Genomic DNA, 17,471 nt, shown 5'->3' with positions numbered 1-17,471 from the left:
CGTGGGTTGCGTCACAGGTGCGCTGCAGTACCGCCCCGGGAACGGCCGGGCACAGCCCGCTGTCGGCGGCGGCTCGTACACTCGCCAGCGTGGACACGACCCTTCAGGACCCTCTGGTCGGGCAGGTGCTCGACGGCCGGTACCGCGTGGAGGCGCGGATCGCGGTCGGCGGGATGGCCACGGTCTACCGGGCCGTGGACACCCGCCTCGACCGCGTGCTCGCGCTGAAGGTGATGCACCCGACGCTCGCGGCCGACGGCAGCTTCGTCGAGCGGTTCATCCGCGAGGCCAAGTCGGTGGCCCGGCTCGCCCACCCCAACGTCGTCCAGGTCTTCGACCAGGGAACCGACGGGGTCTACGTCTACCTGGCCATGGAGTACGTCTCCGGCTGCACCCTGCGCGACGTGCTGCGCGAGCGCGGGGCGCTGCGGCCGCGCGCGGCGCTGGACATCCTGGAGCCGGTGCTGGCCGCGCTCGGCGCCGCGCACTGCGCCGGGTTCGTGCACCGGGACATGAAGCCGGAGAACGTCCTGATAGGCGACGACGGCCGGGTCAAGGTGGCCGACTTCGGCCTGGTCCGGGCCGTGAACACGGTCACCAGCACCACCGGCGCGGTCCTGGGCACCGTCTCCTATCTGGCGCCCGAGCAGATCGAGCACGGCGACGTGGACCCCCGGGTCGACGTCTACGCGTGCGGTGTCGTCCTGTACGAGATGCTGACCGGCGCCAAGCCGCACACCGGGGACTCCCCCGCCCAGGTGCTCTACCGGCACCTGAACGAGGATGTGCCGCCGCCGTCGGCGGCCGTGCCGGGCCTGGCGTACGACCTGGACGAGCTGGTCGCCTCCGCGACCGCCCGCAACCCCGCGATCCGCCCGCACGACGCCGTGGCGCTGCTGGCCCGGGCCCGTGAGGCCGGCGCGGCGCTCACCCCGGAGCAACTGGACGCGGTACCGCCGCGGGCGCTCGCCGCGGAGCACGACAACGCGGAGCACGACAACGCCGAGGACCGCACCAGCGTCATCCCGCGCGCACTGACCCTGCCCCGGCTGCTGCCCGTCGAGGGAGATCACGAGGCGGTCGGCAGGGGCGCCGGGGACGGCGGCCACGGCCGCGGGGACGGCTATGACCGCACCAGCCGGCTGGAGACCCCGGCGCCGCTGCCGCCCCGGCGGCGGGCGGGCGCCCGAAGGCGGCGCGGCCCGGTCGCGGTCGTCGTCGCCCTCCTGCTGGCGCTCGGCCTCGGCGCGGGCGTCTGGTACATCAACTCGGGACAGTTCACCAAGGTCCCGCCGCTGCTGGAGAAGTCCGAGGCGCAGGCGAAGGACCGGCTGGCCGACGCCGGCCTGGACGTCGCCGGCGTCGAGCACGCGTACAGCGACACGGTACGGCGCGGCGCGGTCATCAGCAGCGACCCGTCCACGGGCACCCGCATCCGGAACAACGACTCGGTGTCGATCACCGTCTCCGACGGCCCCGAGACGGTGGAGCTGGCCGATCTGGAGGGCTACCGGCTGGACCGGGCCCGGTCCGTGCTGAAGCAGGACGGCCTGACGGCGGGCATGGTCACCCGGGCCTTCAGCGAGGACGTCCAGAAGGGCTTCGTGGTCTCCACCGACCCGGCGGCGGGCACGAAGGTGCGGGCCGGTTCGGCGATCGCGCTCACCGTCAGCAAGGGCAGCCCGGTGGACGTGCCCGACGTCACCGGCGAGGACCTCCAGGACGCCCGGGCCGACCTGGCGGAGGCCGGCCTGAAGGTGAAGGTCGCGCGGGAGAAGGTCCACTCCGAGTACGACGCCGGGCAGGTCGCCCGGCAGACCCCCGGCGACGGCACCGAGGCCGCCGAGGGCGACACGGTGACGCTGACCGTGTCCGAGGGACCGGAGCGGATCGAGGTACCGGACGTGGTCGGCGACAGCGTGGACGACGCCCGGCGGGAACTGGAGGAGGCCGGCTTCCAGGCCAAGGAGGACCGCGGCCTGCTCGGCCTCTTCGGCGACACCGTCAAGAGCCAGTCCGTGGCGGGCGGCGAGACGGCCCCGAAGGGCTCGACGATCAGCCTCACGATCCGGTGATCGGTCTCCCGATCCGGTGACCCTCGCCTCCCGCCGCACCGGCCTGGCATCCTGGACAGCGACATGAGCACCGCATCCCCCCTCCCGCCCGCCGCCGCGCCCCGCAACCCGGTCGGCGCCCACGTCCCCGTCGCCGGCGGACTGCACTCGGTGGGGCTGCCCTACGCCCGCGACCTCGGGGCCGAGGCCGTCCAGGTCTTCGTCGCCAACCCGCGCGGCTGGGCCACCCCGGTGGGCAACCCCCGGCAGGACGAGGCGTTCCGGGCGGCCTGCGCCGCCGAGTCGGTCCCGGCGTACGTGCACGCCCCGTATCTGATCAACTTCGGCTCGCACACCGAGGCGACCGCGGAGCGTTCGGTCCATTCACTGCGGCACTCGCTGCGGCGGGGCCGGGAGATCGGCGCGCTCGGCGTGGTCGTGCACACCGGCAGCGCCACCGGCGGCCGGGACCGTGCGGTGGCGCTGGCCCAGGTCAGGCAGTACCTGCTGCCGCTCCTCGACGAGCTGACCCACGACGACGACCCGTATCTGCTGCTGGAGTCGACCGCCGGGCAGGGCGCCTCGCTCTGCGCGCGCACCTGGGACTTCGGGCCGTACTTCGAGGCGCTGGACGCCCATCCGAAGCTCGGCGTCTGCCTGGACACCTGCCACATCTTCGCGGCCGGGCACGACCTGGCCGGACCGGCCGGGGCGCACCGGACCCTGGACCTGCTGGTGGACACCGTGGGCGAGGGCCGGCTGCGGCTGATCCACGCCAACGACTCCAAGGACGTGGCGGGCGCGCACAAGGACCGGCACGCCAACATAGGCGCGGGGCACATCGGCGAGGAGCCGTTCCGGGAGCTGATGAGGCATCCCGCGACCGAGGGCGTACCGCTGATCATCGAGACGCCCGGCGGCAGGGAGGGGCACGCGGCGGACGTGGAGCGGCTGAAGAAGCTGCGCGACGACTGACCCCGGCCCGCACCGCTCAGAGTTCGGGGCCGTCCCCGGGTTCCTCCTGGTAGGAGTAGCGCTGCTCCCGCCAGGGGTCGCCGATGTTGTGGTAGCCGCGCTCCTCCCAGAAGCCGCGGCGGTCGGCGGTCATGTACTCGATGCCCCGGACCCACTTCGGGCCCTTCCAGGCGTACAGGTGCGGGACGACCAGGCGGAGCGGGAAGCCGTGCTCGGCGGTCAGCAGTTCGCCGTCCTTGTGGGTGGCGAAGAGGGTGCCGTCGGCCCGGAAGTCGGCCAGCCGCAGGTTGGAGGAGAACCCGTACTCCGCCCACACCATCACATGGGTGACGGCGGGCGCGGGCGGGGCGATGGAGAGGATGGTGCGCGCCGGGATACCGCCCCATTCGGCGCCGAGCATGCTGAACTTGGTGACGCAGTGCAGGTCGGCCAGGACGGTGGCGTACGGCAGGGCCGTGAACTCCTCGTGGTCCCAGCAGCGCTTCCCGCCGTCGGCGGTGGCGCCGAAGACCCGGAAGTCCCAGCGCTCGGGGCGGAACCTGGGGACCGGTCCGTAGTGCGTGACCGGCCAGCCGCGCTGCAGCCGCTGCCCCGGCGGAAGCTCGGTCCGCGCCGGCCCTTCCGGTCCGCCTGCTCCCGACTCGTGTTCCACCGGCTGACCCATGTCTCCATCCTGACAGACCGAGACCGATACCCCTGAACCGGGCCACCACGGCCCGGACGACCGGCACCGACCCGTGACGGTTCACCTCGAACCGGATCGATTCGGACTAAGCATGGACTTACTTACTAAGTCAAGACTTACTGGACGATCTTCGAAACGAATGTAATCATGCGGCGCAACCCGCCAGTTCCCCATCCGGAAGGAGCCTCTGCGATGCAGGGCGACCCCGAGGTCCTCGAATTCCTCAACGAACAGCTCACCGCCGAGCTGACCGCGATCAACCAGTACTTCCTGCACTCGAAGCTGCAGGACCACAAGGGCTGGACGAAGCTGGCCAAGTACACGCGGGACGAGTCCTTCGACGAGATGCGGCACGCGGAGCTGCTCACCGACCGCATCCTGCTCCTGGACGGCCTGCCGAACTACCAGCGGCTCTTCCACGTCCGGGTCGGCCAGACGGTCACCGAGATGTTCCAGGCGGACCGGGAGGTCGAGATCGAGGCCATCGACCGGCTGCGCCGGGGCGTGGAGGTGATGCGGAACAAGGGCGACATCACGTCCGCGAACGTCTTCGAGACGATCCTGGCCGACGAGGAGCTGCACATCGACTACCTGGACACCCAGCTCGACCTGATCGAGAAGCTGGGCGAGCCGCTCTACCTGTCGACCGTCATCGAGCAGACCCAGCCGGACGTCTGAGGGCCGGGTGCGGGCGGTTCACGCGACGGCCGCCGAGGCGAGGGCTACGCGGCTTCCTCAAGCTCCGTGAGGGCTCGCGCGCCCTGGTCGATCAGCTCCCGGCGGGGGCAGGCGCCGCGGCCCAGCAGCGCCTGGATCTTCCGGACGCAGCCACCGCAGTCGGTGCCCGCCTTGCAGGCGGAGGCGATCTGCCGGGGCGTGCGGGCGCCGGCTTCCGCGTGGCCCTTCACCTGTTCCTCGGTGACACCGAAGCAGCTACAGACGAACACGCGGTTCACCTCCCGGGCTGGGTCAAGGTCGCGCCGTCCCGACCGCTGACCGGAGAACCGTCCCGGCCGGTGAGGCAAACCTAACCTTACCCATCGCGCGTGGACAGCAAAAGCGGACGGGGCGCGGATCCTGTGTGACCCGCGCCCCATTCACCGCACACCGTTCACAGCCGCGAACGGTGGGACCTCACTGGTCCCGGTACATCTCCGCCACCAGGAAGGCCAGGTCCAGCGACTGGCTGCGGTTGAGCCGCGGGTCGCAGGCGGTCTCGTAGCGCTGGTGGAGGTCGTCGACGAAGATCTCGTCGCCGCCGCCCACGCACTCGGTGACGTCGTCGCCGGTCAGCTCCACATGGATGCCGCCCGGGTGGGTGCCGAGCGCCTTGTGCACCTCGAAGAAGCCCCTGACCTCGTCGAGCACGTCGTCGAAGCGGCGGGTCTTGTGGCCGGAGGCCGCCTCGTAGGTGTTGCCGTGCATCGGGTCGGTGATCCAGGCGACGGCCGCGCCGGAGGCGGTGACCTTCTCGACCAGCTCCGGGAGCTTGTCGCGGATCTTGTCCGCGCCCATCCGGACGATGAAGGTCAGCCGGCCGGGCTCCCGCTCCGGGTCCAGGCGCTCGATGTACTGCAGCGCCTCCTCGGCCGAGGTCGAGGGGCCGAGCTTGATGCCGATCGGGTTGCGGATCTTCGAGGCGAACTCGATGTGCGCGTGGTCGAGCTGCCGGGTGCGCTCACCGACCCACACCATGTGGCCGGAGACGTCGTAGAGCTGCCCGGTACGGGAGTCCACCCGGGTGAGCGCCGACTCGTAGTCGAGCAGCAGCGCCTCGTGCGAGGAGTAGAACTCGACCGTCTTGAACTCCTCCGGGTCGGTGCCGCAGGCCCGCATGAAGTTCATCGCGTTGTCGATCTCCCGGGCGAGCTGCTCGTAGCGCTGGCCGGAGGGGGAGGACTTCACGAAGTCCTGGTTCCAGGCGTGCACCTGGCGCAGGTCGGCGTAACCGCCGGTGGTGAAGGCGCGCACCAGGTTCAGCGTGGAGGCCGAGGCGTGGTACATGCGCTTGAGCCGCTCGGGGTCCGGGATCCGGGCCGCCTCGGTGAAGTCGAAGCCGTTGACGGAGTCGCCCCGGTAGGTGGGGAGCGTCAGACCGTCGCGGGTCTCGGTCGGCTTGGAGCGCGGCTTGGAGTACTGGCCGGCGATCCGGCCGACCTTCACCACGGGCACCGAGGCGGCGTAGGTGAGGACGGCGCCCATCTGGAGCAGCGTCTTCAGCTTGTTGCGGATGTGGTCCGCGGACACGCCGTCGAACGCCTCCGCGCAGTCGCCGCCCTGGAGGAGGAACGCCTCCCCCTTGGCCACGGCCGCCAGCCGGTCGCGCAGCAGGTCGCACTCGCCCGCGAAAACCAGCGGCGGATAGGATTCGAGGTCCGCGATCACTGCGCGCAGAGCCTCGGTGTCGGGGTACTCGGGCTGCTGCGCCGCGGGCAGGTCTCGCCAGGTGTTGGCAGAGCTGGCGCTGGTCTTCGCGTTCACGGTCACGGCCCCAACATTACGGGGTCGTCTCGGCGCCCCGGCCCCCTGCTCAGTAAATGAGACGCGAAGTACGCTCCCTGAACTACCGGCGCCGTGGACCTGGGGTACGCTGCCCGCCATGTTCGCGCACTCGATCCAGAACTGGTGGTGGACCGCTCCCCCGGCGGCCCGCTGACTGCGCGTATCCCAGAACTCGCGAAGGCCGCCCGAGAGGCGGCCTTCGGTGTTTTCCGGATCCGGTCGTCTCTCCTTCCACAGAGGGAACCACGACCGATGAACCTGTCCGACCTGCTCGACGACCCCCGCCCCTTCGCCCTGCTGCACCGGCGCACGCCCGGCCGCGCCCAGGACACCGTGGAAGTGCTGCGCGGCCCGGTGACCGCCTACGAGCGGCTGGCGGACCTGCCCGACGAGTGCCTGGCCCTGGTCCCCTTCCGGCAGATCCGCGAACGCGGCTTCGACGTCCGTGACGACGGCACCCCCCTGCTCGCACTGGTCCCGGGGGAGCGGTACGAGATCCCGCTCGCCGCCGCCCTGGAGTCGCTCCCCGGCCACGGGGTCCGGGTCGAGGGCGGTGGCTTCGACGTCGGGGACGAGGGCTACGCGGAGATCGTCGGGCGGGTGCTGGCGGAGGAGATCGGGCGGGGCGAGGGCGCCAACTTCGTGATCCGGCGGACGTACCGGGGCGAGATCCCCGGGTTCTCGCGGGCCGACGCGCTCGCGCTGTTCCGGCGGCTGCTGGCGGGCGAGCGGGGCGCGTACTGGACGTTCGTGGTGCACACGGGCGGGCGGACGCTGGTCGGCGCGAGCCCGGAGGCGCATGTGCGGATGAGCGGCGGGACGGTCGTCATGAACCCGATCAGCGGGACGTACCGGTACCCGGCCGAGGGTCCGACCCCCGAGCACCTGCTCCGCTTCCTCGCCGACGGCAAGGAGATCGAGGAGCTGTCGATGGTCGTCGACGAGGAGCTGAAGATGATGTGCACCGTCGGGGACCGGGGCGGGGTCGTCGTCGGACCGCGGCTGAAGGAGATGGCGCACCTCGCGCACACCGAGTACGAGCTGCGCGGCCGGTCCTCGCTGGACGTGCGCGAGGTGCTGCGGGAGACGATGTTCGCGGCGACGGTCACCGGGTCGCCGGTGCAGAACGCCTGCCGGGTGATCGAGCGGCACGAGAGCGGGGGGCGGGGCTACTACGCGGGGGCGCTGGCGCTGATCGGCCGGGATTCCGGCGGGGCCCAGACCCTCGACTCGCCCATCCTGATCCGTACCGCCGACATCGACGCCGACGGGCGGCTCCGGGTGCCGGTCGGCGCCACGCTGGTGCGGGGTTCCGACCCGGCGGGCGAGGTCGCCGAGACCCACGCCAAGGCGGCCGGGGTGCTGGCCGCGCTGGGGGTGCGTCCGGCCCGGCCGCGCACGGAGGCCGCGCCCGCGGCGCTGGCCGACGACCCGCGGGTACGGGCGGCGCTGGACGGGCGGCGGGCCGCGCTGGCCCCGTTCTGGCTGCGGATGCGGGAGCCGTCCCGGGTGCTGCGCGGGCACGCGCTGGTCGTCGACGGGGAGGACACCTTCACCGCGATGCTCGCCCACCTGCTGCGGTCGGCGGGCCTCACGGTCGGCGTGCGGCGCTACGACGAGCCGGGGCTGCGCGCGGCGGTGGCCGCGCACCCGGGTCCGGTGGTGCTCGGCCCCGGGCCCGGCGACCCCGGTGACCGGACCGACCCGAAGATGCGGCTGCTGCGCGCCCTGACCGCCGACGTGCTGCGCGCGCACCGGCACGGCGTCCTCGGTGTCTGCCTCGGGCACGAGCTGATCGCGGCGGAGCTGGGCCTCGGCATCGTCCGCAAGGAGGTGCCGTACCAGGGGGCGCAGACGGAGATCGACCTGTTCGGGCGGGCCGAGACGGTCGGCTTCTACAACAGCTTCGTGGCGCACTGCGACGACCGGGCCCGCCGGGCACTGGCCGCGCACGACATCGAGGTGAGCCGCTCGGCCGGCGGCGAGGTGCACGCGCTGCGCGGGCCGGGCTTCGCCTCCGTGCAGTTCCACCCGGAGTCGGTCCTGACCCTGCGCGGCGCCGCGCTCGTACGGGAGCTGGTCGGTCAGCTCCGCGGCACGAGCACGTTCTCCGAGCGGCGGCCGGCCCGGTAGTCCAGGACGTTCTCCAGGGTGGCCCCGACGATCTGGGTGACGGCGTCCTCGGTGTAGTACGCCTGGTGCGAGGTGACCAGGACGTTGGGGAAGGTGACGAGGCGGGCCAGCATGTCGTCGGCGATGGGCTCCAGCGACTTGTCGAGGAAGAACAGGCCCGCCTCGGCCTCGTACACGTCCAGGCCGACGCCGGTGAAGCGGCCCGCGCGCAACTCGCCGACCAGGGCGGCGGTGTCGACCAGGCCGCCGCGACTGGAGTTGACCAGGATCGCGTCGTCCCGCATCGCCTTCAGCGCCCGCGCGTCGATCAGGTGCCGGGTCTCGGGCATCAGCGGGACGTGCAGGCTGACCAGGTCGGACTCGGCGAGCAGCCGCTCCTTGGGGACGTAGGTCATGCCGAGGTCGCGCAGGGCGGGGTTCTCGGTGACGTCCCAGCCCAGCAGCCGCATGCCGAAGCCGTGGGCGATCCGGGCGAACGCCTCGCCGATCTTGCCGGTGCCGAGCACGCCGGCCGTGCGGCCGTGCAGGTCGCGGCCCATCAGGCCGTCGAGGCGGAAGTCGAAGTCGCGGGTGCGGGTGGAGGCGCGCACGATCCGGCGGTTGACGGCCATGGTGAGCGCCCAGGCGAACTCGGCGACCGAGTACGGCGAGTAGGACGAGACCCGGGCCACGGTGAGGCCGAGGCGTCCGGCGGCGGCCAGGTCGACGTTGTTGAAGCCGGTGGAGCGCTGGGCGACCATCCGGGTGCCGCCGGCCGCGAGGATCTCCAGCACGCCGACGCCGAGGTCGGCGTTGACGGACGTGGAGATGATCTCGTGGCCGGCCGTGATGGGAGCGGTGTCGAGGTTGAGGAAGACGTCGAGGCAGCGGATGTCCCCGTGGCCCCGGAAGGCCCGTTCGATCAGGGGCCGCTCGTCGGCTTGGACCCCGAAGGCCAGAATCTCCACGACCACCGCTCCCGTTCCGCCGTTTCCCTCGGCCCCGCGGCCACCTGCGCCGTAGATGCCTCACGTACCGTATGTGCCGAACATACGGCCGCGGGTGCGGCGGCGCCGGTCAGCCGAAGAAGACCCCGACCTCCTCGTACAGCCCCGGGTCGACCGTTTTCAGCCGGGCGGTGGCCTCCGCGAGCGGCACCCGGACGATGTCGGTGCCGCGCAGCGCGACCATCGTGCCGAAGTCGCCGTCGCGGACGCAGTCGATGGCGTGCAGTCCGAAGCGGGTGGCGAGCCAGCGGTCGAAGGCGCTCGGTGTGCCGCCGCGCTGCACATGGCCGAGCACGGTGGTCCGGGCCTCCTTGCCGGTCCGCTTCTCGATCTCCTTGGCCAGCCACTCCCCCACTCCGGAGAGCCGCACGTGCCCGAAGGAGTCCAGCGTCCCGTCCTTGAGCACCATGTCGCCGTCCCCCGGCACGGCGCCCTCGGCGACCACCACTATCGGCGCGTAGGACGCCCGGAAACGGGAGGTCACCCAGGTGCACACCTGCTCGATGTCGAAGCGCTGCTCGGGGATGAGGATGACGTTGGCACCGCCGGCCAGGCCGGAGTGCAGGGCGATCCAGCCGGCGTGCCGGCCCATCACCTCCACCACCAGCACCCGCATGTGGGACTCGGCGGTGGTGTGCAGCCGGTCGATGGCCTCGGTGGCGATGTTGACGGCCGTGTCGAAGCCGAAGGTGTAGTCGGTGGCGGAGAGGTCGTTGTCGATGGTCTTCGGCACGCCCACGACGTGGACGCCGTGCTCGTCGGCGAGGCGGGCGGCGACACCCAGGGTGTCCTCGCCGCCGATCACGATCAGCGCGCCGATCTCCCGCTCGGCGAGGGTCGCCTCGACGCGGCGGATGCCGTCCCGGGCGTTGAGCGGGTTGGTGCGCGAGGAACCGAGGATCGTGCCGCCGCGGGGAAGGATGCCGCGCACGGCCGGGATGTCGAGGCGGACGGTGGCGTTCTCCAGCGGACCGCGCCAGCCGTCCCGGAACCCCACGAACTCGTAGTCGTACTCCTGTACGCCTTTGCGGACGATGGCCCGGATGACGGCGTTCAGCCCCGGGCAGTCACCGCCACCGGTCAGTACTCCGACCCTCATCGCGTAACTCCTTCGTCACGGTGGGTGGTGGGAACACTGTCCCGCGTGGGGTCACTCGTCGTCCAGACCCCGCTCGATCGCGTACCGGACCAGTTCCACCCGGTTGTGCAACTGGAGCTTGCCCAGGGTGTTCTGGACGTGGTTCTGCACGGTCCGGTGGGAGATGACCAGGCGTTCGGCGATCTGCTTGTAGCTCAGGCCCTTGGCGACCAGGCGCAGTACCTCGGTCTCGCGGTCGGTGAGCCGGGGTGCCCCGGGCTCGCCGGTGTCCGCGGCGGGGGCCGGTTCGGAGGCCAGGCGGCGGTACTCGCCGAGGACGAGACCGGCCAGGCCCGGGGTGAAGACAGGGTCGCCGGCGGCCGTGCGGCGGACCGCGTCCTGGAGTTCGCCGGTCGAGGCGGACTTCAGCAGATAGCCGGTGGCACCGGACTTCACCGCCTCCAGGACGTCCGCGTGCTCGCCGCTGGCCGAGAGCACCAGGACGCGCAGGGCGGGGTCGGCGCCGATGACCTCCTTGCAGACCTGGACGCCGGGCTTGCCGGGCAGGTTGAGGTCGAGCACCAGGACCTCGGGCGCGGCCGCCCGGGCCCGCCGCACGGCCTGTTCACCGTCGCCCGCGGTGGCCACCACCTCGAACCCGGACTCCGCCAGGTCCCGGGCGACCGCGTCGCGCCACATGGGGTGGTCGTCGACCACCATGACCTTGATCGGCCCCGGCCGCTCGCTCATCCTCCGCCGCCTTCCCCCGCGCGCGGCGTCGCGTACGGCGCGCGCGTCACGTCCTTCGGTACCTTCAGTTCGACCTCCGTGCCCTGGCCGGGCACCGAGACCAGTTCGGCCGAGCCGCCCAGGTCGCGCAGCCGGCCCCGGATCGACAGGGCCACGCCCAGCCGCCCCTCGCCCTCGGCCTCGGCGAGCCGCCCCTCGGGGATGCCCGGTCCGTCGTCGCGGACGGTGACCAGCACCTCGTCCGGCTCGTCCTCGACCAGGATCCACGCCCGGGCGTCCGCCCCGACGTGCCGGCGGACGTTGTCCAGGGCGGCGCCGACGGCCGCCGCGACCTCCCGCGCCGCGGCCGGGTCCAGCTCCACCGGCGCCCCCGGCTCGGCGAGGTTGACCCGCGCGCCGGCGTAGGGGGCGAGCAGGGCGCGCAGGTCCACCGGGCCGCCGGCGTCCGGCGTGTCCGGTTCCTCCACGGCCCGTACGACGGCTCCCTCGGCGGCGTCCTCCGAGACCCGGGAGACGGGGACCAGGCCGCCGGAGACCAGGGTGCGCAGGGCCACCTCCTGCTCGCCGGCCATCCGGCCCAGCTCGGCCGCCTCGCCGCCGAGGACGGCGCCCCGCCGCTGCACCATCGCCAGCACCTGGAGCACGCTGTCGTGGATGTCCCGGGCGAGGCGCTCCCGCTCCCGGGTGGCCGCCTCGATCTCCAGGGCGCGGGCGAGGGTGCGCTCGGAGGCGCGGGCGACCTCCACGACGTAGCCGATGGCGATGGAGGCGACCCAGACGAGGAGTACGTTGTGCACGGTGTCGCGGGCGGGGGCGCCGCGTTCGATCAGGTTGGCGACGGCGACCAGGGTGGAGGCGACGGCGGCCCAGCGCCAGCCGCCCTTGACCGCGAAGGCCAGGACGGCGCCCGCGGTCCATATCGACGGCAGGGTCGGGCCGCCCGCCACCACCCGCGCGTGGGCGTCGGCGACCGGGGTGAGCAGGATGCCGGTGAGCGCGACGGTGAGGTCGGCGGCGAGGAAGGGCTTGGTGCAGGCGGCGGCGTTCGCCACCCTCGGGAGGGTGACCAGGGTCCAGACGGCCAGCACCGCGTAGTAGCCGACGGCCAGCCAGGGGCGGGTGAACTCGTCGTAGGCGGTGGCGAAGAGGCCGATCGCGTACACCATGGTCAGGACGCGGTAGGCGGTGAGCGCGCGCCACAGCGGCAGCTCGACCGACATCCTCATGACCCGCTCGCGCCCGGCCGTCTCCCCCACCCCCGTGCCCCCCGTCCCTCGCCCCGTGCGGTGCTTACGTCCCGGACCGCTCGGTGTCCTCGCGATCCCTCCCGGCCTGTTCCTTCTCGGCGTGCTCTNCTCTTTCTCGGCCTGTTCCTTCTCGGCCTGTTCCTTCTCGGCCTGTTCCTTCTCGGCCTGTTCCTTCTCGGCACGGGCGAGGGCGGCCCTGGCCTCCTTGGCCGCCTCCTTCTCCGCCTTCGCCGCCTCGGTGAGCTGCCGCTTCATCGCGGTCGCGTACATGTCGACGTACTCCTGGCCGGAGAGCTTCATGATCTCGTACATGACCTCGTCGGTCACGGCGCGCAGGACGAAGCGGTCGTGCTCCATGCCCTGGTAGCGGCTGAAGTCCAGCGGCTCGCCGATGCGGATGCCCGGCCGCATGAGCTTGGGCATCACCTGGCCGGGCGGCTGGATCTTCTCGGTGTCGATCATGGCGACCGGCAGGACGGGCGCGCCGGTGGCGAGCGCCACGCGTGCGAGGCCGCCCGGCTTGCCGCGGTAGAGGCGGCCGTCGGGCGAGCGGGTGCCCTCGGGGTAGATGCCGAACAGCTCGCCGCGCTCCAGCACCTCCATGCCGCTCCTGATCGCGGCCGCGCCCGCGCCGCGCGCGCCGGAGCGGTCCACGGGGAGCTGGCCGACCCCCTTGAAGAAGGCGGCGGTCAGCCGTCCCTTGACCCCGGGGGTGTTGAAGTACTCGGCCTTGGCGATGAAGGTGATCTTGCGGTCGAGGACGGCCGGCAGGAAGAACGAGTCGGAGAACGACAGGTGGTTGCTGGCCAGGATGGCGGGACCCTCGGACGGCACGTGCTCCAGCCCCTCCACCCAGGGGCGGAAGGCGAGTTTCAGCGAACCGCCGATGGTGACCTTCATCGCGCCGTACAACAAGCGAGTGCCTCCTGTATGTGTAGCTCAGACCTTATCCCGGTCCACCGTCAAAGGGCTTTGCGGCCCTGGTCGGTGTCAGTGCGGTCGCGTACGGTGAAGTACCCGCATCAAGACGTGCCAGCCTTCTGACGAACAGGAGCCCGCAACGTGCCGGTCCTCCCCGGAGCCGAGCCGTTCCGCCACGAGGGCGGGGACGTCGGCGTCCTCCTCTGTCACGGTTTCACCGGCTCACCGCAGTCGCTGCGCCCCTGGGCCCAGCACCTCGCCGGACACGGTCTGACGGTCTCGCTGCCGCTGCTTCCCGGCCACGGCACGCGCTGGCAGGACATGCAGGTCACCGGCTGGCCCGACTGGTACGCGGAGGTGGACCGCGCGCTGCACGCCCTGCGCGAGCGGTGCGCGCGGGTGTTCGTCGCCGGTCTGTCGATGGGCGGCGCCCTGGCGCTGCGGCTCGCCGCCCGGCACGGCGACGCGATCAGCGGCGTCCTGGTCGTCAACCCGGCCAACCGCATGCACGGGGTGGCGCAGCACGCGCTGCCCGTCCTGCGGCACCTGGTGCCGGCCACCCGCGGCATCGCCAGCGACATCGCCAAGCCCTCGGTCGCCGAGCTGGGGTACGACCGGGTGCCGCTGCACGCGGCCCACTCCCTGCGTGCCTTCTTCCGTCTCGTCGACGGCGAGCTGCCGCAGGTCACGCAGCCGTTGCTGCTGCTGCGCAGCCCGCGCGACCATGTGGTCCCGCCGGCCGACTCCGCCCGGATCCTCGGCCGGGTGTCGTCCACGGACGTGACGGAGATCCTGCTGGAACAGAGCTACCACGTCGCGACGTTGGACCATGACGCGGACCGGATCTTCACGGAGAGCGTCTCCTTCGTCGCCCGGCTCGCGCCCGGCCTCGTCCAGGAGCCGGAGCCCGGTCTCGGCAAGGAAGGGACGGCCGCAGGTGGCTGAGCACGACTCCGACCGTGAGGACCGCGAGGAGCGGGACGAGCGGCAGAACCGCGAGGGCCTGGAGCAGGGCGCCTCGCAGGAGCAGAGCGTGCCCTTCGACGAGGAGGCCGCCTGGGCGGCGATCGTCGCCGGGTACGGTGACGAGCCGCCGGACCCGCCGGGCGCCAAGCCCTTCAAGTCGGTGGACGACCTGGCGCTCCTGGAGGCCGAGACCAACGACACCGAGGCCGTCCGGACCGGGGAGGCGGCCCGCGCCGCCGACCCCGCCCCGCCGGCCGCCGGACCCGCCCCGCCGGCCGCCGGACCCGACCCGTCCGGCGACGGTCGCGACGGCTCGGGCGACGGACGCGACCGCTCGGGCGACGAGCCCGACCGTTTCGGCGACGCCCCGGTCCCGGCCGGTCCGCTGGGCAGCTCCGTCGTCTTCGCCCCCGGTGTCGGCGGCCCGCGCGACCACAGCCTGGCCGAGCCCGCCGACGACGACCTGGACGAGGACGACGAGGGCCACTTCGTGCCGCCCGAGCCGCCGCCGCTGCCGGACGGCGACACCACCGCGAGATTCGCCTGGCTCGGCGTGCTCGGCGGCCCCGTCCTGCTGCTGCTCGCCGTCCTGCTGGGCTGGGAGATGACCTGGTGGCTGACGACCCTCTGCGTCGGCGGCTTCCTCGGCGGCTTCGCCACCCTGGTGCTGCGGATGCGAGACGACGACGAGGAGGGCGACGACCCCGGGCGGGGCGCCGTGGTCTGACCCCGCGCGAGACGCCCGTCCGTCCGGGCCCTACGCGGCCGGAATCCTGAGGGCGGCCAGGACCGGCAGGTGGTCCGTGGCCGCCCTCAGGTCGTCCCGGGTCACCCCGGGCAGCCCGTCCGGCACCCCGCAGCCCAGCACCTCGATGCCCGGGGTGGCGAAGAGCGCGTCGATCCGCTGCCGGGGCTCGGCCGGCGTCGAGGTGTGCTCGCCGCCCCAGGGGGAGGTGGCCCAGCAGTCCTGGAGGTCCTTGGCGACGCGGCGGAAGGTGGGCCCGTCGGGGCGCTCGTTGAGGTCGCCGCCCGCGATGGCGTGCGGCGCGCCGAGGCCGGCGAGCCGGTCGAGGAGCGCCCCGCCCTGCTCGTACCGCTCGTCCTTCTGCAGCGAGAGATGGCAGCTCAGGAGACCGACGCGGGCCTTGCCGAAGCGGACGACGGCGGTGGCGAAGCCGCGGCGGTGCAGTCCGGGGGTGAGCGGGAGCAGCACGTCCTCGGTGCGTTCCATGGTGGCCCGCAGCGAGCACAGCAGCGCGGGGCCGGCCGCCGTGCCGCCACCGGAGAGGATGACCTGGCCGGAGGCGGCCGCGAGCCGGGTGAGCTTCTTGCGCCAGCGGAAGAAGCGGGGGGCTTCCTGGAGGAGGACCAGGTCGGGCGCGCAGGCGGTGATCACCCGGGCGAGGGCGGCGGTGTCGTCGCGCATCGAGCGGATGTTGTAGCTGAGCACCCGGACGACGGCGGAACCGTCGGCTTCCGTGCGGGAGTTGGGGAGCGCGGGGAGGGACGTTGGCATGCGGGCCAATTTACGCCCGGCCGGGTCCGGGCGCCCAATGGGCCGGGGCGCGGGGTCCGTACGAGAACCCCGCGCCCGGACGGGCCTGCGATGCTCGCCCGACTACATGACCGGGGCGGGCTCCCGGGCCAGGTCGGCGGCGCCCACGAGGCCCGCCTTGTTGCCGAGCTGGGCGGCGATCACGTCCGCGACCGGCCGCCAGTTGCCGCCGACCAGCCAGCGCTTGTACGACTTGCGGATCGGGTCGAGGACCAGCTCGCCCTCGTCCGAGAGGCCGCCGCCGACGATGAAGGCGGACGGGTCGAAGAGGGAGGCGAGGTCGGCGAGACCGGCGCCGGCCCAGCGGGCCAGCTCGCGGTAGGAGTCGACGGCGACCGGGTCGCCCTGCCGGGCGGCCATCGAGATGTGCTTGCCCTCGATGCCGTCGGGGCTGCCGTCACCCAGCGACAGCAGCACCTCGGCGCGCTCGGGGGTGGCGTTGGCGCGCTGCTTGGCGTAGCGGACGAGGGCGCGGCCGGAGGCGTACTGCTCCCAGCAGCCCTGCGAGCCGCAGCCGCACAGCAGGCCGTCCGGGACCATGCGGATGTGGCCGAACTCGGCGGCGACGCCGAAGTGGCCGCGGCGCAGCTTGTTGCCGATGATGATGCCGCCGCCGAGGCCGGTGCCGAGCGTGATGCAGATGACGTTGCGGTGGCCCTTGCCGGCGCCGAACTTGTACTCGCCCCAGGCTGCGGCGTTGGCGTCGTTCTCCACGACGACCGGGAGGCCCACGCGGGCCTCGACCTTCTCTTCGAGCGGCTCGTTGCGCCAGTCGATGTTCGGCGCGAAATACACCGTCGAGCGCTGCCGGTTGACGTAGCCGGCGGCGCCGATGCCCACGCCGACGATCTCGTGCCCCGCGCGTGCGCCCTCCACCGCCGAGGCGATGGCGTCCACGATGGCCTCCGGCGTGGTGGGGGTCGGCACCTTGAAGGTCGAGAGGATGTTGCCTTCCTCGTCGACCACCCCGGCCGCGATCTTCGTGCCGCCGATGTCGACGCCGATGGTGAGTCCCATGAATCCCTCAGTTTCGGTCGAGCCCCGCTAAGGCCAACCGTACCCGAGCCGCTGTCGGCCGAGGGCCGTCAGTCCAGGTCGATGCGCTGGGTCCCGCCGGTGCCCTCGTCGCCCTCGTCGGGACGTTCGCCGAGGTCACGGGGGTCCCGGGAGTCGCTGTCCGGGGTGGTCCAGCGGCGTTCCTGGTGCTGCACGGCCGAGCGGTAGGCGGCGAGCAGTTCACCGCCGGCCGCCGCGAGATGGTCGAAGACATCCGGATTGCGCTCGATGACCGGTTCGACGGCGGCCTTGGCCTGCTCGACGACCTGCTTGACCACCTGCTGGGCGGCCGGTCCGGCGACCGCGCCGAACAGCGGTGACTGGAGGCCGGACAGCTTGTCGGCGACCGTGTCGACGAGGCGGCGCAGCTCCTCCGCGGCCGAGCCCGGGGGCGGCCCGTACCGGGTGCGGCGGCGGTCCTGCTCCGCCTCCAGGTCCTCCGCGCAGGCGGTCGCCCAGGCGTCGGCGTCACTCACGCGGGCGCGTACCTCGTCGGCCGCCGCGTCGCGAGCCGCGCCGGAGGGGGCGTCGCCGGTCGGGGGGAGCTCTTCGCTCATGACGGA

At 72.8% G+C, this 17,471-nt stretch carries 17 protein-coding genes and 1 pseudogene; 7 read left to right on the top strand and 11 right to left on the bottom strand.

All coding sequences use genetic code 11. The annotated features are described in order from the left end of the window. Positions 1-89 precede the first annotated feature (89 nt). Together pknB and ABEB00_RS26295 are read left to right on the top strand one after the other, a co-directional pair. On the top strand, positions 90-2,075 hold the full coding sequence (gene pknB, locus ABEB00_RS26300; protein ID WP_345622755.1) for a Stk1 family PASTA domain-containing Ser/Thr kinase: 1,986 nt from the start codon (positions 90-92) through the stop codon (positions 2,073-2,075). A gap of 63 nt (positions 2,076-2,138) precedes the next feature. Beyond that, the gene (locus tag ABEB00_RS26295; RefSeq protein ID WP_345622753.1) at positions 2,139-3,029 is read left to right on the top strand and encodes a deoxyribonuclease IV; all 891 of its coding nucleotides are present in this window, start codon (positions 2,139-2,141) and stop codon (positions 3,027-3,029) included. A 16-nt stretch (positions 3,030-3,045) separates the two neighbouring features. Here ABEB00_RS26295 and ABEB00_RS26290 read toward each other — a convergent pair whose 3' ends face one another. Beyond that, on the bottom strand, positions 3,046-3,693 hold the full coding sequence (locus ABEB00_RS26290) for a sulfite oxidase-like oxidoreductase (RefSeq protein WP_345622752.1): 648 nt from the start codon (positions 3,691-3,693) through the stop codon (positions 3,046-3,048). Between the two features lie 213 nt (positions 3,694-3,906). Between ABEB00_RS26290 and bfr the strand changes: the two genes are divergently transcribed. Next, positions 3,907-4,392, top strand: a complete 486-nt coding sequence (gene bfr / locus ABEB00_RS26285; RefSeq protein WP_345622750.1) for a bacterioferritin — start codon at positions 3,907-3,909, stop codon at positions 4,390-4,392. 44 nt (positions 4,393-4,436) lie between these two features. Here bfr and ABEB00_RS26280 read toward each other — a convergent pair whose 3' ends face one another. Beyond that, positions 4,437-4,670 (bottom strand): (2Fe-2S)-binding protein, encoded by a 234-nt coding sequence (locus tag ABEB00_RS26280; RefSeq protein WP_345622748.1) that lies wholly within the window; start codon positions 4,668-4,670, stop codon positions 4,437-4,439. A 178-nt stretch (positions 4,671-4,848) separates the two neighbouring features. Next, on the bottom strand, positions 4,849-6,201 hold the full coding sequence (locus ABEB00_RS26275; protein ID WP_345622746.1) for a class II 3-deoxy-7-phosphoheptulonate synthase: 1,353 nt from the start codon (positions 6,199-6,201) through the stop codon (positions 4,849-4,851). Between the two features lie 112 nt (positions 6,202-6,313). On the opposite strand from ABEB00_RS26275, the gene ABEB00_RS36130 reads away from it, so the two are divergent. Both ABEB00_RS36130 and ABEB00_RS26270 read left to right on the top strand, forming a co-directional pair. Next, positions 6,314-6,370, top strand: coding sequence for a trp operon leader peptide (locus ABEB00_RS36130; RefSeq protein WP_356200272.1), 57 nt, complete (start codon positions 6,314-6,316; stop codon positions 6,368-6,370). A gap of 98 nt (positions 6,371-6,468) precedes the next feature. After that, complete coding sequence (locus tag ABEB00_RS26270; RefSeq protein WP_345622744.1) at positions 6,469-8,349, top strand: anthranilate synthase family protein; 1,881 nt, start codon at positions 6,469-6,471, stop codon at positions 8,347-8,349. Here the strand turns inward: ABEB00_RS26270 and ABEB00_RS26265 are convergent. The 5 genes and pseudogenes from ABEB00_RS26265 to ABEB00_RS26245 all read right to left on the bottom strand — a co-directional run. Next, positions 8,301-9,296 (bottom strand): 2-hydroxyacid dehydrogenase, encoded by a 996-nt coding sequence (locus ABEB00_RS26265; RefSeq protein WP_345622742.1) that lies wholly within the window; start codon positions 9,294-9,296, stop codon positions 8,301-8,303. The two genes, ABEB00_RS26270 and ABEB00_RS26265, sit on opposite strands and share 49 nt — an antisense overlap. A 109-nt stretch (positions 9,297-9,405) precedes the next feature. Next, complete coding sequence (locus ABEB00_RS26260) at positions 9,406-10,434, bottom strand: 6-phosphofructokinase (RefSeq protein ID WP_345622741.1); 1,029 nt, start codon at positions 10,432-10,434, stop codon at positions 9,406-9,408. Between the two features lie 51 nt (positions 10,435-10,485). Beyond that, positions 10,486-11,163: a response regulator gene (locus ABEB00_RS26255; RefSeq protein WP_345622739.1), complete on the bottom strand. Its 678-nt coding sequence runs from the start codon at positions 11,161-11,163 to the stop codon at positions 10,486-10,488. Then, positions 11,160-12,389 (bottom strand): MacS family sensor histidine kinase, encoded by a 1,230-nt coding sequence (macS, locus tag ABEB00_RS26250; RefSeq protein ID WP_345622872.1) that lies wholly within the window; start codon positions 12,387-12,389, stop codon positions 11,160-11,162. Before macS ends, ABEB00_RS26255 begins: the two co-directional genes overlap by 4 nt. 492 nt (positions 12,390-12,881) lie before the next feature. Further along, positions 12,882-13,310 (bottom strand): annotated as a pseudogene (locus tag ABEB00_RS26245) (lysophospholipid acyltransferase family protein); the annotation flags it as partial. A 162-nt stretch (positions 13,311-13,472) separates the two neighbouring features. On the opposite strand from ABEB00_RS26245, the gene ABEB00_RS26240 reads away from it, so the two are divergent. Both ABEB00_RS26240 and ABEB00_RS26235 read left to right on the top strand, forming a co-directional pair. Then, positions 13,473-14,276, top strand: coding sequence for an alpha/beta hydrolase (locus ABEB00_RS26240; protein WP_345622737.1), 804 nt, complete (start codon positions 13,473-13,475; stop codon positions 14,274-14,276). Further along, entirely contained in the window at positions 14,269-15,024 is a 756-nt protein-coding gene (locus tag ABEB00_RS26235; RefSeq protein WP_345622736.1) for a hypothetical protein, read from the top strand. The genes ABEB00_RS26240 and ABEB00_RS26235 overlap by 8 nt, the downstream gene beginning before the upstream one ends. Before the next feature lie 30 nt (positions 15,025-15,054). Here ABEB00_RS26235 and ABEB00_RS26230 read toward each other — a convergent pair whose 3' ends face one another. From ABEB00_RS26230 to ABEB00_RS26220, 3 genes are all read right to left on the bottom strand, one after another. Further along, entirely contained in the window at positions 15,055-15,813 is a 759-nt protein-coding gene (locus ABEB00_RS26230) for an endonuclease/exonuclease/phosphatase family protein (RefSeq protein ID WP_345622735.1), read from the bottom strand. A 102-nt stretch (positions 15,814-15,915) separates the two neighbouring features. After that, positions 15,916-16,869, bottom strand: coding sequence for an ROK family glucokinase (locus ABEB00_RS26225; protein ID WP_345622734.1), 954 nt, complete (start codon positions 16,867-16,869; stop codon positions 15,916-15,918). A gap of 68 nt (positions 16,870-16,937) precedes the next feature. Further along, positions 16,938-17,465, bottom strand: a complete 528-nt coding sequence (locus tag ABEB00_RS26220; RefSeq protein WP_345622732.1) for a DUF5304 domain-containing protein — start codon at positions 17,463-17,465, stop codon at positions 16,938-16,940. Positions 17,466-17,471: the final 6 nt, after the last annotated feature.

This window comes from Streptomyces ziwulingensis (assembly GCF_039542605.1).
GTDB classification, from domain to species: Bacteria; Actinomycetota; Actinomycetes; order Streptomycetales; family Streptomycetaceae; genus Streptomyces; species Streptomyces ziwulingensis.
This window is presented reverse-complemented; position numbering and strand designations above follow the sequence as displayed.